This window comes from Streptantibioticus rubrisoli (assembly GCF_024436055.1).
Lineage (GTDB): Bacteria > Actinomycetota > Actinomycetes > Streptomycetales > Streptomycetaceae > Streptantibioticus_A > Streptantibioticus_A rubrisoli.
This window is the reverse complement of record NZ_JANFNH010000001.1, coordinates 287,356-302,405: the sequence shown is the minus strand read 5'-3', so window position 1 is coordinate 302,405 and position 15,050 is coordinate 287,356. Positions and strand designations below refer to the sequence as shown.

Genomic DNA, 15,050 nt, shown 5'->3' with positions numbered 1-15,050 from the left:
CCGCCACCTGTCGGGGCGTCAGCTCCACAGCGGGTACGTCATGCTCTGCGGGGTGTCCGCGGGCCTGGCGCCCGGATAGGTGACGGTCAACCTGCTGTACTGCCAGTGGCGGGACTTGCCGTTCCACTGCCGTACCCGGTCCAGCCGTACCAGCGCCGGATAGCTGTGGAACCTGCCTGCGGCGCAGTAGGGCTTGCAGTCGTTGACCACGTCCTGTCCCGTGGCGGTGGCGGAGTTGGGTCCCCACCGCGACCAGTGCAGTTTGTCCAGGTAGTTGTTGCCGTCGGCGCACGCGATGAGGAACGTCGCTGGGCGGACCTGCGGACGGTAGAAGCAGTCGACGACGACCCGGGTGGGCGATTGCGGTCGGGAGTTGGCGGACGCGGAAGCGGACGACGGGGCGGCGATCGCCGCTAGCGCCGTACCAGCACACACCAGGATTGCTGTCTTTGCCACACGACTTTGCATGTTCGCTCCTCAACCGCTCCGGCGGAGCTCGTAACGGCTGTCGTTGCGATGTCGACGCTACGTCCGTACAGAGGGATGGGCCACTCGTACGGGTCACAACTTCGCAACACGGCCACGGGCCGGTGCCATGTCCCGCCGTGTCACATGCGGTGTCCGCCGACGTAGAACAGCAGCCAGATGAATCCGGCGAACAGGTGGGTGGCGAAGACATAGATGAAGACCCTCAGGAGCACTCCGCGCTCCTTGAACCGCTCGCTTCCGGCTCCCGGGTCCCTGGGCAGCGGACGGTCCGCGCTGTCGTCGATCACGAGGGCCCTCCACCGCGGGCGTCGGGCGCGCGTAGCTCGGCCAGCAGCCCCTGCTGTCCGGCCAGCATCTCAGTCAGGATCCGCCGCGCGGCCTGCATCAGTTCGGCCACATCGCCGCCCGCCAGCTCGTAGACCACGGTGGAGCCCTGGCGGGTGGCGGTCACGATTCCCGACCGGCGCAGCACCCCGAGTTGCTGGGACAGGTTGGACGGCTCGACCTCGATCGCGGCCAGCAGGTCGCGCACCGGCATCGGGCCGTCCTGGAGCAGCTCCAGCACCCGGATGCGCACCGGGTGCCCCAGCATACGGAAGAACTCCGCCTTCGCCTGGTACAGCGGAACCCGCACCCCGGACACCTCGCCTCCTGCCACCGGGGCCTCCTGCTGCCGGGCCAATGAATTGAAGAATTCTTCAATTCATCCTAACAGCCACCGCCCGGACCGGCGGGCGAGGAGTGGCCGGTTTGGGGCGCAGGTGCCGCCGTTGAACGATGGGCAACGGCTGAAACAAGATCGCTTCCATGCGCGAGCGCACGACAAAGGTGCGAAACTCAGGACATCGCGGTTACACCTTGTGTCCTTGCATGTGCTCAATGGGAGGTGCCATGGACCAACAACCCACCGCATACGAGCTGACCTTCCCGCAGGGTGAGCAGGAGGCAGCGGCCGACACGGTGGTGGTCCGCCGCACGGAGGCCGCCGGGCCGGGCGGCAGCGCGGTGTACGAGGACGACAGCGGCATCATCCGGGCGGAGATCAGTGACAAGGGAGAGGTCAGAATGCTGGCCAGCGGAGGGCGCCAGGCCCTCCGCCGGCCGACGAGTGCGCGTCCGCTGGAGTGACGGAGCGTGGCGGCTGGGGGCTGTTCTCTTCGGGACGAGCCCCCGCACCCGGGGGCGGTCAGCGGTAGTGCCTGCGGTGGGTCTGGTGGTGGACCGGGCGGCGGTGGGTCGGGCGGTGGACCCGGTGCATGCGCGGGTGGGCCGGACGGCGTAGGTGATGGCGGGCCGGGCGGTGGGTCATCGGGCGGTGCGCGGCAGGGCGGTGCAGGTGCGCCGCGGGGCGGTGCGCCGCGGGGCGGTTCACATGGGGCGCGGGGCGGCTCGCCAGGTGCGCGGGGGCGTCGTGCCGGGTGCCGGACTTGACGTCCCCCATGGCGCCGTTGGAGCCGCCGCCACCCATGGCCTGCCCGCTCAGTCCGCCACCGTTGCCGGAACAGGCGTTCCCGGCAGTGGGGTTGAGCAGTCCGACGATGTCGAGCGTGTTGCCGCACAGGTTGATCGGAAGGTCGATCGGAATCTGCACGACGTTGCCGGACAGGACACCGGGTGAGGCGGCGGCGACACCCTGGGCGCCCGCGTCGGCACTGGCACCGGCCGCGCTGGCCAGGACCAGCGCGCAGGCGGTCGCGGTCAGCACCGCGGCCTTCTTGATGGCTTTCATGTGGCCTCCGTGGTGGGACGGTGGGGACGGGTTCCCGAGCCGACATGTCACCACGCGCCGTGCGACGGCAGCGGCCCGCACACGGGGGGTCATCCGTTTGCACCGGTCGGGTAAGCCGAAATTCCCTCGAACAGCCCCCACCTGATGGTCGTACAAACGCGGCGCGCGGCGAAGCGCTCCTCGCCGCCGCATCGACCGCTATCCGGTTGATCCGCCGTCACACCCCGGTACCGGCGCCACCGCGCAGCCAGAAGGGGGTAGCCAGGCCAAAAAAATTAGCCGCGTTCGGAGCCTGGGAAAATCCCAGAAGCAACTCTACCGAACCTAATTCCCCCGTGGATTCGGTGTGTTGCCGCCCCGAACGCGACTGACATCACTATGTCAAAAAACCCGTCAACCCGCAAGGACCGGCTCCGTTTCTCACCAGACGAGAAAACCGCGGCACCGCAGTCCGCCCTTTCGGACATAATGCTTTCACGCTTTCTCGCCGGGCGAGAAAGCGTGCCCCGGGGCCACCGGTGGCTCGCCGCAGCCCATGGCCTAGCCTGTCGGAGCGGGCGCTCCGCAACGTCCAGCCAAGGAGAGATATGCGCGCGATCACCATGCGTCAGTTCGGCGGGCCAGAAGTGCTGGAACTCGCCGAGGTTCCTGATCCGGAGCCCCGCGCGGGGCACCTTCTGGTGAATGTCACCCGGGCCGGGGTCAATTACGCTGACGTGCACGTTCGCGAAAACACTTATCTGGCTCCGGTTGATCTGCCCTATATTCCCGGCAATGAAGTGGTGGGAACAACGCAGGACGGCCGCCGGGTCGTGGCGCTCACCAGGGGCGGCGGTTATGCCGAGAAGGCCGTGGTGCACCGCAGAGTGGCCTGGGACGTTCCCGATGACATCACCGACGAACAGGCCGCGGTGCTGGCCCTGCAGGGCAACACCGCCTGGCACCTGCTGTTCACCGTCGCCCAGCTGACCGGTGGACAGAGCGTGCTGATCCCCGCCGCGGCGGGCGGCGTCGGCTCCCTCGCCGTACAGCTGGCCAAGCAGGTCGGCGCCAAGGTCGTCGCGCTGGCCAGCACCGAGGCCAAACGGCAGCTCGCCAAGGAGCTCGGCGCGGACGCCGTACTCGACTCGTCCACCACCGACGGCCTCACCGAGCGCATCCTGGACGCGGCGGGCGGCCCCGTGCACGCCGCCTTGGAGATGACCGGCGGCCAGACCCTGCGGGCCACCCTGGCCGCGGTGGCGCCCCGCGGCCGACTGGCGGTGTACGGCTACGCCTCCGGGGAGACCTGCGATGTGCCGACGCGGGTGCTGATGGAGAAGTCCATCACCGTCTCCGGTTTCTGGCTGCCGCACCTGTACGCGGACCGCAACGCACTGCCGATGAGCATGAGGGCGCTGACCGCCGCCGTGCGCTCCGGCGACCTGCGCCCGTTGGTCGGCGCGAGCTACCCGCTCGCCGAGGCCGCCCAGGCGCACCGCGACCTGGCCGCCCGTACCCAGACCGGGAAGCTGGTGCTGGCCACCGCACCGTAAGATCGTGCGCACCGTGGGCACTCCTCGCCGCGCGCCCGCCTTGGCCGAAACACGACGGCTGGCCTGGCGGAACCCGTGGAAGGCTGTGTCCCCGCGGGGGGACCGGGGGACACGGCCAGAGCGAGTAGAGGGCGGGCTCACTGCATGAACAGGCACAGTGCGCAAGGCGGTCAGGCGGCGTCGGGCGGCACCAGCCACGCCGAGCGGGTCTTCCGGGTCCAACGGGCCTTCGCCGAACTGGGCGGCACCTCACACGGCCCGGGAGAACTGGCCAAAGTCACCGGACTTGACGACTCGGCGGTGCACCGCATCCTGCAATCCGGCGTCTACCAGGGGAACTTCGTCCGGGTCGGACGCGGCCGGTACCAACTGGGCCTGTCAGCGGCCAAGTTGGGCCTGCAGGCACTGGCCCACGGTCCCGAGGGCGACGCCGGGCACGCCGTGCTCCAACAACTGCGCGAGCGCACCGACGGCGGCCTGGCCTTCCTCTACATGCTCGCGCCGTTCGGCGGCGCCCAACGCCAGTGCATCGACATGGCGGTGGGCGACTCCGACCTGGTCGAGCTGGGAATGACGCCGCGCGATGTGCTGTCGGTGACCCGCTCGCTGCGCACCGGTGCCTCCGGCCGAACGATCCTGGCCTACCTGCCCGAGGCGATCCAGGCCCGGGTGCTCGCCGAGCCGGTACCGCAGGAGGCCGGGCCCGGGGTGTTCCGGGACAACGACGAGCTGCTCGCCTCACTGGCCGAGGTGCGGGACCAGGGCTTCGCGCTCGGCCAGCAGGAGTGCATGGCCGACTGGAACTCCTGCGCCGCGCCCATCATGTGGGACGACTCCATCATGGGCGCGGTGCTGCTGCTCAAACCGGCGAGCGAGATGCCGCGCGCCCCGCAGAACGTCATCGACGCCACCAAGGCCGCCGGTGCGGGGCTGAGTCGACTGGCCAGCGGGCCATGGCCGTCGACGGTGCAGTAAGCCCTCCGCTGGGAGTGCGGCGATGTGCCGTCGATCGTCCGCGGCGCCATCGTGGCTGGTCGCACCCACGCGGCGGAGCCGCACATGGACACAGCCTCGCGCCCCTTCAGGGCGCCACCGAAAGGCAGCGGACTTCGCCCAGGCTGCCGCGCAGCCCTAGGGTGACCCCTGCCAACTCATCGTGCCGTGAGCGCAACAGACCTCGGAGGTCCGTCAAATGCAGCGCAAGCACTGGGTTCCCCTCGCCGTCGCGGCGTCCGTCGTCCTCACCCTGACGACGGCCGCCTCCGCCAACTCCCGTACGGATGAGCACCGTTCGGCCGCGTCGGCCGCCCCGGCACCATGCGGCTTCACCAAGGCCGTGCCCGCCGACAGATTCAAGGGCATACCGGTCTTCGACCCCGCCGCCGCGGCCCGGCCGTACTCCGCGACCCTGCGGACCAGCCAGGGCCGCGTCACCTTCAAGGCGCTCACCGACAAGGCGCCGTGCACCACGTTCTCCTTCCGGTTCCTCGCCCAGCGCGGCTACTTCGACCGGACGCACTGCCACCGGCTGACCACCCAGAAGATCTACGTGCTGCAGTGCGGCGACCCCACGGGCACCGGCAGCGGCGGCCCCGGCTACTCGTTCAACGACGAGAACCTGTCCGGCGCCACCTACCCGGCGGGCACGGTGGCCATGGCCAACGCGGGGCCGAACACCAACGGCAGCCAGTTCTTCTTCGTCTGGAAGGACACCAAGCTCTCCCCCGCCTACACACCCTTCGGCCAAGTCACCGGCGGCATGGACGTGTTGCGCAAGATCGCCGCGGGCGGCGAGGACGACCAGAACGGCCCCGGCGACGGCTTCCCGACGCTACCGGTCGACATCGCCCGGGTACGCATCGCAGCGCACTAAGCGCTCCGCTGGGGGCGCGGTCGATGTGCCGTCGGTTGTCCGCCGCACGGTTGTGGCTGGTCGCGCCCACGCGGCGGAGCCGCACATGGACACAGCCCCGTGCCCCTTGAGGGTGCCTGACGAGAGCCCCGAGCGGGACGCGTTGCGGCCGTCGCGGCGGTATACAGGAGAGGGCGGGGTCCGCGCGTCCCAGGAGGGGCCATGCAGCTCGTCACCGACAGTTGCCGATCCGACTACACACCGATAGAGGACCACGGGATCATCGGCGATCTGCACACCGTGGCCCTGGTGGGAGACAACGGCACGATCGACTGGTGCTGTCTGCCGCGCTTCGACGCGCCGTCGGTGTTCGGCTCCCTGCTGGACGCCGAGGAGGGCGGCTGTTTCTCGGTGTCGGTGGCGAAGGCCGAGCGCACCAAGCAGATGTACATGCCGGACTCCAATGTGCTGCTGACCCGGTTCCTGGCCCAGGACTCCGTCGCCGAGCTGTACGACTTCATGGTTCCGGACCATCCGTCGTGCCCGAAGGCGAGCGTCCGGCAGATCGTCCGCCAGGTAAGGGTGCTCAGGGGCCGGGCCGAGGTCCAGGTGTGCTGCCGGCCCGCGTTCGACTACGCGCGGGTGCCGCACGAGGTGAGCGTCGTGCCGGATGTCGGCGCGGTGTTCACCAGCGCGGCCGGTGCGTTGACGTTGCGCTCATCTGTGCCGCTGCGGGTCGACGGCGGTGCCGCGGTGGCGACCGTCGAGCTGGAGCCGGGGCAGACCCTGGAGGTGGCCGCCGAGTGGGAGGGCGAGTTGCGCCCGCTCGGTGACGCCGAGGTCTCCAAGCTGCTGGACCTGACACTGGCGTACTGGGACGGCTGGCTGCGGCAGTCCCGCTACCAGGGCCGCTACCGGGAGATGGTGGAGCGCTCCGCGCTGGCGCTGAAGCTGCTGGTCTACCAGCCCACCGGGGCGCTGGTCGCGGCGCCGACCACCTCGCTACCGGAGGCCGTCGGCGGGGCGCGCAACTGGGACTACCGCTACACCTGGGTGCGGGACGCCGCCTTCACGCTGTACGGACTGATGCGGCTGGGGTTCACCGAGGAGGCGGCGGCGTTCGTCGACTGGCTGCGCACCCGCTGCCTGGAGGCCGCGCCGGAGCGCGGGCTGCAGGTGCTGTACGGCATCGACGGTCGCGCGGAACTGCCGGAGACGGTGCTCGACCACCTCGACGGCTACTGCGGTTCCCGTCCGGTGCGCATCGGCAACGCCGCCGCCAGCCAGCTCCAACTCGACATCTACGGCGAGGTGATGGACTCGGTCTACCTGTACAACAAGCACGGCCAGCCCATCTCCTACGACCTGTGGGAGGCGCTGAGCCGTCAGCTGGAGTGGCTGGAGAAGCACTGGGAGGACCCGGACGAGGGCATCTGGGAGGGCCGCGGCGCCCGGCAGCGGTACACCTACTCGGCGTTGATGACCTGGGTGGCCTTCGAGCGGGCCCAGCGCATCGCCCAGCAGCGCGGCATGCCCGCGCCCATCGAGCGCTGGCGGGACACCGCGGGCGCCGCGTACCGCTTCGTGCAGGAGATGTGCTACGCGCCCGGGCACGGCGCGTACATGCGCAACCCCGGCAGCGACACGCTGGACGCGGCGCTGCTGGTGATGCCGCTGGTGAAGTTCGCGTCCCCGACCGACCCCAGGTTCCTGTCGACCGTGCGCCGGATCGAGGAGACGCTGGTCAGCGACAGCCTGGTGCACCGCTACCGGATCGACGGCAGCGACGGCTTCACCGACTCCGAGGGCACCTTCAACCTGTGCTCCTTCTGGTACGTCGAGGCGCTCTCCCGCGCCGGACGGGTGGGCGAGGCCCGCTATGTCTTCGAGAAGATGGTGACCCAGGCCAACCACGTGGGCCTGTACTCCGAGGAGATCGGCCCGGCCGGTGAGGCGCTGGGCAACTTCCCGCAGGCCTTCACCCACCTGGCGCTGATCAGCGCGGCCACCAACCTGGACCGTTCGATCAAGAGCCACCCGGGCCCGGCCGCCCGGCACTGCCAGCGGGCGTGATCTGGCTCACCCCCGTGCGACCCGGCGCGCTGTTCAACGGCGCACCGCCGCCGGGCTGGCAGTAATCGTCAACAGACTGTCATTGCGGACAGGTTCGGTTCGCCGACAGGCTGTGACCGTGATCCAACGACGAGTGGTGGTCGTGGTCTACTCCGGCGTCCAGGCGCTGGACGTCACCGGGCCCGTTGAGGTGTTCGACACGGTGAACCGCCGGTTAGCCGGGCAGGGGGTGGGCTACCGCATCGAGTACGTGTCCGCCGACGCGCCCCTGGTGCGCACCTCGGTCGGTCTGGTGGTCCAGGCCGCGCCGCTGGAGGAGGCGGTGGGACCCATCGACACCCTTGTGGTGCCGGGGGGTTGGGGACTGCGCGAGGCGCTGGGGGATCGGCGGTTGGTGTCCTGGATCGGCGAGGCCGCCGCGCGGTCGCGCCGGGTGGCCTCGGTGTGCGGCGGGGCGTTCCTGCTGGCCGAGGCGGGTCTGCTGGACGGTCGGCGGGCCACCACGCACTGGGCGTACTGTGAGCAGTTCGCCCACCGCTATCCGCGGGTGACGGTGGACTCGGGGCCGATCTTCGTGTGGGACGGCCGGTATGTGACGTCCGCCGGGGTGTCCACCGGTATCGACATGGCGCTGGCGCTGGTGGAGGCCGACCACGGTGCGGGCGTCGCCTTGGAGATGGCCCGCTATCTGGTGCTGTTCTTCAAACGGCACGGCGGGCAGTCGCAGTTCAGCGCGGTGCTGGAGGCGCAACTGGCCGACCGGCTGCCGATCCGGGCGGCCCAGGAGTGGATCCTCGACCACCTCGAAAAGCCGTTGCCGGTGGCCGAGTTGGCGCGACGGGCGAACATGAGCCCGCGCAACTTCGCCCGGGTGTTCCGCCGCGAGGTGGGGACCACACCGGGCCAGTACGTCGAGCGGATGCGCATCGCGCGGGCGCGTGAGCTGCTGGAGACCACCGAGCTGCCGATCAGCCATGTGGCCAGGCGCTGCGGCTTCCCGGCGGTGGAGACCTTCCTGCGGTCCTTCGGCCGGACCATGGGGCTCGCCCCCGGCGAGTACCGGCAGCGCTTCCAGGTGCTCTCCCCCGCTGGCCTGATCGTGGCGCCGGGCCGGGACGATTTCGCGGAGGTGGGCTCATGACGCGCCTTGTCGACCATCTGGCCGCCGAGTTGGCCCGTATCGGGGTGCCGTATGTGTTCGGCGTGGGCGGCGCGAACATCGAGGACGTCTACGACGCCCTGCACCGCCAGCCGGGGGTGGTCGGTGTGGTGGCCAAGCACGAGTTCGCGGCGGCCACCATGGCGGACGGCTACGCCCGGGCCACCCGGCGGATCGGTGTGGTCGCGGCCACCTCGGGCGGCGGGGCGATGAACCTGGTGCCGGGCCTGGCCGAGGCTCATGCCTCACGGGTTCCGCTGCTGGCGCTGGTGGGGCAGCCGCCGACCGCCCTGGACGGGCGCGGGGCGTTCCAGGACTCCAGCGGCAAGGGCGGCTCCTTCGACGCGGCACGGGTCTTCGCGCCGGTGTCCCGGTTCTGCGCCCGGGTCAGCGAACCGGAGTCGTTCCCCCGGCTGTTGGCCGAGGCCGTCGACACGGCACTGGCCCACCCGCGGGGTCCGGCCGTGTTGCTGCTGCCCAAGGACGTACAGCAGGCCCTCATCACGGTGCCGCGGGACACACCGCTACCACCGCCGCCGGTGCCGCGGCCGGATCCGGAGGCGGTGGACCGGGCCGTGCGGCTGCTGGGCGGCGCCGAGCGGGTCCTGGTGATCGCGGGCGAGGGGGTGGCCGCCTGCGGTGCCCGGGCGGAACTGGCCGGGCTGGCAACGGCGTTGGGGGCCTGGGTGGCGGTCAGTCCGGACGCCAAGGACGTGTTCCCCAACCGCGATCCCCGGTTCGTCGGTGTGGCCGGGGTGATGGGGCACCCCGGCGTCCAGGACTGCCTGCGGCGGGCCGATGCCTGCCTGCTGGTCGGCACCCGGCTGCCGTTGATGACCCGCGCTGGCCTGGACGACGCGCTGCACGGCACCCCGGTGGTCTGCGTGGACCCGGAACCGCCGTTCGTCCCCGGGATCGCGCTGAGCGGCGACCCGCGCGAGACGCTGCGCACCCTCACCGCCCGCCTGACGCCCCGGCCGCGCCCGCACCCCGAACTCCCCGGCGGTCCACGCCCGTTGACCGTGCCGCCGTTCACCACGGCCGCCACCTCCTACCCGCAGGCGCTCTCGGCGATCGCGTCGGCGCTGCCGGATCGCGCTCATGTCTTCGTGGACGCCGGGAACATCGGGGCCAGCGCCATCCATCTGCTGCCCGCGCCGCGCGACGGCCGGTTCGTGGTCGCCGTGGGCATGGGCGGCATGGGCTACACCTTCGGCGCGGGCATCGGCGCGGCGCTGGCCACCGGGCGGCGCACCTATGTGGTGGCCGGGGACGGTGCGTTCTTCATGCACGGGATGGAGGTGCACACCGCGGTCGAGTACGCGGCGCCGGTCACCTTCGTCATCCTCAACAACAACGCGCACGCGATGTGCGCCACCCGCGAGGAGTTGTTCCAGGGCGGGGCCCGTACCGAGAACGTCTTCCGCCCCTCCGACATAGCGGCCGGTGCCGCGGCCCTGTTCCCGGACCTGTACGTGGCCCGGGCTCACTGCGCCGGTGAGCTGCGCCAGGCCCTGCTGCGCGGCAACGACGCGGCCGGTCCGGCGCTGGTCGCCATGGACTTCGACCACCGGGAGATCCCCCCGTTCCTGCCCTTCCTGGCCACCCCCGGCCAGGGAGCCGACCGCACGAAGGAGAACACCGATGACCGCGGACCCCTCCACGTTGGCTGAAGTCCCCGGACTGATAAGGGTGGAGAACACCTCCCCCGAGCAACTCGCCGCGCACTGCGCCCGGATGACCCGGGAGAGCTATCCGCACCAGCAGGTCTACGGGCGGTACTGCACCATCGAGGAGTACGTCGACTGCCCGCCCGAGCAGGTCTACGACTATCTGCGCCAGGGCCACCATCTGGAGGAGTGGACCTGCAGCCTGCGGGACTTCGGCCCCACCGACACCCCGGGCCTGTGGCGCGGCCGTGACCTGCTGGAGCCCGGCACCAGCATCTACTGCAAGGTGGTGGCCAACTCAGAGGCGATGACGGTGGACTACCACTGCGCCTGGGACCAGGGCGAGACGCTGTGGATGATCTATCTGATGCGGGTGGTCCCGGCGTCGCTGGTGCTGGGCGAGCCGGGCTCGGTGATCACCTGGACCAACTGCCGCCATCCGTACTACGACGCCAACCCGTACCCGCAGCGGGCACCGCGCCCCGACCGGCGCTGGGTGGGCGAGTACTGGGACCTGTTCTACGCCGGACACACCGTGGAGATGCGCAACCTCAAGGCGATCCTGGAGCACCGCCACAAGGCCGGGCTCCCGGTCAGCGTGCCGCCCGCGCGGGCGGTGGCCCGGTGACCCCGGTCAGCCTCACCGACGTGGCGGCGTATCTGCCGGGCGAGCCGGTGCCCGCGGAGTTCTACACCGGCTACCCCGGGGCGGAGGACCGGCTGCGGGACAGCCCGATGTTCCGGGTGCCGCCGTTCCGGCACCACGTGGCAGAGGATGAGACCAACGTCGACCTGATCGAGCGGGCCGTGCGGCCGCTGGTCGAACGGCACGGCAGGGCGGCGATCCGCGGGGTGGACGTCCTGCTGGTGCACAGCCAGTTGCCGGACGTGCCGTTCGTCGGCGCGGGCACCGAGGTGGCGCGCCGCCTCGGGATGGCCCCCGAATGGCTGCTGGACGTGGCCAACGCGGGCTGCGCCTCGTTCGTCCATATGCTGGGCATCGCCCGGCAGTTGCTCACCACCACATCGGCGAGGTCCGCACTGATCTGCAACGCGCAGACCGCGGCGGGCCAGTTGTTCACCCAGTCCGAGGTGCGCGGGCTCGCCCAGGCCGCGATCCCCGGCGACGGGTGCGGAGTGGGGTACGTCACCAGGTCGGGCCCCAATCCGGTACTGGACGTGCGGGTGCGGCACATCGCCGAGTACGCCGGTGACATGACGATGGTGCGCGACGACGGCCGTAGGTACTGGGAGCCGGGCGAGGCGCAGTTGCGGATCGGCTTCACCGAGACCGGGGTCGCCAAGGTGCTGGAGCGCGGGAACCGGTTGGTTCCCGCGCTGGTCACCGAGTTGTGCGAGGCGCTCGGCAGGAAGCCAGCGGACATCGACACACTGATCACCAACCAGCCCAACCGCACGTTCCTGCGCAACTGGCGGGAGGCGCTGGGGATTGCCCCGGAGCGCCATCCGGACACCTTCGACCACTGCGGCAACCTCTTCGGCGCCGCGATCCCCGTCACGCTGGACCGCGCCATCCGCACACAAGGCCTGGTGGACGGCGGCCTGCTCGTGCTGGGCGGTTTCGCCCACGCGGGCGACTTCGCGGGCGCGGCGGCGGTGGAATGGCACCACTGAACGCTTCGCTGGAAGTGCCGCGATCTGCCCGTCGGTCGACTGCCGCACCATCGTGGCTGGTCGCGCCCACGCGGCGGAGCCGCACATGAACACAGCCCCGGGACCCTTCAGGGCGCTACCGACCGCAGCCCAACCGGCAGCGGAACCAACCGAGTTCACCGCGGCCGAGCGCCCAGCGGCAACGTGGCGCTGGACACATTGGCAAGTGCTAAGGGCAACCCTCCCGTCACGCCTCGTAGTCTACGAGGACAGCCGTCGAACACCCGGCGGCCACCGTCAAAGGGAGCTGCAAGATGTCGGTACCCGCGCACATCGCCTCGGTACGGGCGATAACCTCAGGCACCGCCAAGGGCACCGAGGGCCCGTCCGACGTCATCCACCTGCCCAATCCGCGCCCCTTAAGCGGTCATGACTCGGTGGTGCCCGCGCTCGCCGAGTCACTGGTCCGAAAGACACCCCAACTCGTCGAAGAACTCATCGAGTTGGCCTCCGGCCGGAACATCGAGCACATCCAGCAACTGCCAGCCTGCGACATACGCCGCTCACTGCGCGAGCACGTACTGGGCTTCCTGCGGTTCCTCGCCCAGAAGCCCTTCCCCGGTGACGACCCGCTCGCGGTGCCCATGGCCTGGGGCCACCACCGCGCCCAGGAGGGCGTGGCCCTGGAGTCGATGCTGCGGGTGCACCGGCTGGCCACCCAACTGCTGTGGGAGAAGCTGTTCGACGAGGCCCGCGCCAGGTCGCCGGAGGTGCTGCAACGACTGCTCGACGAGAGCGCGCCGGTGTGGGACGTGCTGGACAGCTACTCGCTGGCGCTGGCCGAGGGATACCGCTCGGCCGAGTTGACCGCGCGCCGCGAGGACGCGGCGCGCAGGGACGCGCTGTTCGACGCGCTGGTCGAGGGGCGCGGCGTGGAGCCCGCCGTGGCCGCCGAGGCGCGGGTCACGCTGGGGCTGCCGACCCGCGGGCGGTTCGCGGTGGTCGCGGTGGACGCGGACGCGGGTGGCTCGTCGCGGACGCTGTGCGCCGCGCTGCCCGCGCGCTCGGTGCAGACGGTGTGGCGGCTGCGCTCGGACCGGGAGATCGGTGTGGTGGAACTGGGCCGCACCCCGCTGCCGCGGCTGGTCGAATGGCTCTCCACCGTTCCCGGCCAGCGGATGGGGGTCTCCGGAGAGGTGGACAGCCTCGCCGACATAGCCACCGCCTACCACTTCGCGGAGACCGCGCTGCAGACACTGCGCTACGGGACCACGGGCGTGGCGGCCTTCGACGACCGGCTGCTCGAAGCCTTCGTGGTGACCAGCCCGAACGTCGCCCAACGGCTGGCCCAGCGGGCCCTCGGCCGACTGCTGGACTGCGAGCCCGAGGAGCGGGACGTACTGCTGGCGACGCTGGAGGCGTGGTTCCGCTGCGGTTGCTCGGCCGCCAGGGCCGCGCAGCGGCTGCACTGCCATCGCAACACGGTGCTCAACCGGCTGCGCCGGGTGGAGTCGCTCACCGGCAACTCACTGGACGACGACCGCCACCAACTGGCCTGCCAGATGGCGCTGGTGGCGGTCCACACCCTGCCGCTCACCTCGCCGCCGCAGACCGCCACAGAGAACGTGTAATCGCCATGTAAACCCACGGGGCTGTTGTGCTCGGTGCACAGTGCGGCCACGGTAATCCGCAGCAGGCGGCCATCGACGCGGACGGTAGCCGGACGGAAGCATGGAGCAGGGGACGCGAAGGCGCAAGGGATTCGACACCCTTCAGGGAAGCGACGGCTTCCCGGCCAGCGCCTCGCCCCTCACCAGGCCGACGGTCCGCCCGCGACGGAGCGGGAGGTTACGACCTCGGCGCGCACATGGTTCGTTACGGGGGCTGGGAGTTGTCAGTGACGGATGTTTTCGTCGACTCGTTCGTCTACTCGCTCGGCGAACGCAAGATCCATGTCAATGAGACGGCGGCCGCGGGCAGGCTCATCTCGTCCGCGCGGGACCTGGAGTCCGCGGGCTTTCGCTGGCACCACGTGTGCGAACCCACCACCAGCGCCTACGACCTGGCGAAGGAGGTCACCGGGCAGCTCGCGGAATCCGGCCGGCTCGGTGACGTCGACGCGATCGTGTACGCCACCTGCCTGCCGCTGAACGGCAACGCCGGGGATCCGGCGCAGTGGGAGCGCACCAAGGACGTCAAGTACCTGATGGACTTCCCCGCGAGTCGGCTGCAGGCCGACTTCGGACTGCACAAGGCGGTTGTGATCGGCCTCAACCAGCAGGCCTGCACGGCCATGTTGGGCTCCGTGCGGCTGGCGCACGCGCTGCTGCAGGTGGAGGCGGACTGGAACCGGGTGCTGTGCGTGACGGCCGACCGGTTCCCCGAGGGGGCCAAGTACGAGCAGGCGTACAACCTGATCTCGGACGGCGCCGCCGCCTGTGTGGTGAGCCGTCAGCAAGCCGCCTTCCGGCTGGTGACCGCCCATCAGATCACCAACGGCGGCCTGGGGCAGGCGGGCGACGACGAGACGGTGGGCAGCTACTTCGCGTACACCCACCGGCTGGTGCGGGAGACCCTGGAGCGCGCCGGACTGGCCGCCGCCGACCTCGACTGGGTGGTCACCCAGAACACCAACGACAAGGCGTGGCAGATCCTGGCCCGGCTGCTGGGAGTCGGCTTCGAGAAGGTGTTCTTCTCCTCGATGCCGGACGTCGGTCATGTCATCTCCGCGGACAACGTGGTCAACCTCGCGGAGCTGCTCGCCACCGGGCGGGTGCGCCCGGGTCAGCGCATCGCCCTGATCATGGCGGGCTTCGGGCTGAACTGGCAGTGCCTGATCCTCGAAGCCACCGAAGCGGTGGCCGCCGCCCGGGACTGACCCCGGCCCGCAGGACACACGCCACGCAATCCACCATCGGATGAGGACCGC

15 protein-coding genes are annotated in these 15,050 nt (G+C 70.6%); 11 read left to right on the top strand and 4 right to left on the bottom strand.

Annotated features, from left to right (window positions below; genetic code table 11):
- Positions 1-18 precede the first annotated feature (18 nt).
- The 3 genes from NON19_RS01510 to NON19_RS01500 all read right to left on the bottom strand — a co-directional run bounded on the left by NON19_RS01510 (position 19) and on the right by NON19_RS01500 (position 1,123).
- On the bottom strand, positions 19-456 hold the full coding sequence (locus NON19_RS01510) for a hypothetical protein (RefSeq protein WP_255924672.1): 438 nt from the start codon (positions 454-456) through the stop codon (positions 19-21).
- Between the two features lie 152 nt (positions 457-608).
- Positions 609-749, bottom strand: coding sequence for a DUF6126 family protein (locus NON19_RS01505; RefSeq protein ID WP_255925008.1), 141 nt, complete (start codon positions 747-749; stop codon positions 609-611).
- A gap of 23 nt (positions 750-772) precedes the next feature.
- Complete coding sequence (locus NON19_RS01500) at positions 773-1,123, bottom strand: ArsR/SmtB family transcription factor (RefSeq protein WP_255925006.1); 351 nt, start codon at positions 1,121-1,123, stop codon at positions 773-775.
- A 257-nt stretch (positions 1,124-1,380) separates the two neighbouring features.
- Here NON19_RS01500 and NON19_RS01495 point away from each other — a divergent pair, with 257 nt between their 5' ends.
- A complete protein-coding gene (locus NON19_RS01495) occupies positions 1,381-1,617 on the top strand; it encodes a DUF6296 family protein (protein WP_255924671.1) in 237 nt (78 codons plus the stop codon).
- Between the two features lie 58 nt (positions 1,618-1,675).
- Here NON19_RS01495 and NON19_RS33035 read toward each other — a convergent pair whose 3' ends face one another.
- Positions 1,676-2,218 carry a chaplin gene (locus NON19_RS33035; protein ID WP_303653200.1) on the bottom strand — a complete coding sequence of 181 codons (543 nt, stop codon included), beginning with the start codon at positions 2,216-2,218 and terminating at the stop codon, positions 1,676-1,678.
- A 587-nt stretch (positions 2,219-2,805) separates the two neighbouring features.
- Between NON19_RS33035 and NON19_RS01485 the strand changes: the two genes are divergently transcribed.
- The 10 genes from NON19_RS01485 to NON19_RS01440 all read left to right on the top strand — a co-directional run bounded on the left by NON19_RS01485 (position 2,806) and on the right by NON19_RS01440 (position 14,999).
- Positions 2,806-3,753: a quinone oxidoreductase family protein gene (locus NON19_RS01485; protein WP_255924670.1), complete on the top strand. Its 948-nt coding sequence runs from the start codon at positions 2,806-2,808 to the stop codon at positions 3,751-3,753.
- Positions 3,754-3,897: 144 nt separating this feature from the next.
- Positions 3,898-4,728, top strand: coding sequence for an IclR family transcriptional regulator (locus tag NON19_RS01480; RefSeq protein ID WP_255924669.1), 831 nt, complete (start codon positions 3,898-3,900; stop codon positions 4,726-4,728).
- A 217-nt stretch (positions 4,729-4,945) separates the two neighbouring features.
- A complete protein-coding gene (locus NON19_RS01475; RefSeq protein ID WP_255924668.1) occupies positions 4,946-5,626 on the top strand; it encodes a peptidylprolyl isomerase in 681 nt (226 codons plus the stop codon).
- A 201-nt stretch (positions 5,627-5,827) separates the two neighbouring features.
- On the top strand, positions 5,828-7,678 hold the full coding sequence (locus tag NON19_RS01470) for a glycoside hydrolase family 15 protein (RefSeq protein ID WP_255924667.1): 1,851 nt from the start codon (positions 5,828-5,830) through the stop codon (positions 7,676-7,678).
- A gap of 118 nt (positions 7,679-7,796) precedes the next feature.
- Positions 7,797-8,819 (top strand): GlxA family transcriptional regulator, encoded by a 1,023-nt coding sequence (locus NON19_RS01465; protein ID WP_255924666.1) that lies wholly within the window; start codon positions 7,797-7,799, stop codon positions 8,817-8,819.
- A complete protein-coding gene (locus NON19_RS01460; RefSeq protein ID WP_255924665.1) occupies positions 8,816-10,510 on the top strand; it encodes a thiamine pyrophosphate-binding protein in 1,695 nt (564 codons plus the stop codon). Before NON19_RS01465 ends, NON19_RS01460 begins: the two co-directional genes overlap by 4 nt.
- Positions 10,482-11,135 (top strand): SRPBCC family protein, encoded by a 654-nt coding sequence (locus NON19_RS01455; RefSeq protein ID WP_255924664.1) that lies wholly within the window; start codon positions 10,482-10,484, stop codon positions 11,133-11,135. The genes NON19_RS01460 and NON19_RS01455 overlap by 29 nt, the downstream gene beginning before the upstream one ends.
- Entirely contained in the window at positions 11,132-12,142 is a 1,011-nt protein-coding gene (locus NON19_RS01450) for a 3-oxoacyl-ACP synthase III family protein (protein ID WP_255924663.1), read from the top strand. The genes NON19_RS01455 and NON19_RS01450 overlap by 4 nt, the downstream gene beginning before the upstream one ends.
- 293 nt (positions 12,143-12,435) lie before the next feature.
- The gene (locus NON19_RS01445; RefSeq protein WP_255924662.1) at positions 12,436-13,752 is read left to right on the top strand and encodes a PucR family transcriptional regulator; all 1,317 of its coding nucleotides are present in this window, start codon (positions 12,436-12,438) and stop codon (positions 13,750-13,752) included.
- Between the two features lie 266 nt (positions 13,753-14,018).
- Complete coding sequence (locus NON19_RS01440; RefSeq protein WP_255924661.1) at positions 14,019-14,999, top strand: 3-oxoacyl-[acyl-carrier-protein] synthase III C-terminal domain-containing protein; 981 nt, start codon at positions 14,019-14,021, stop codon at positions 14,997-14,999.
- Positions 15,000-15,050: the final 51 nt, after the last annotated feature.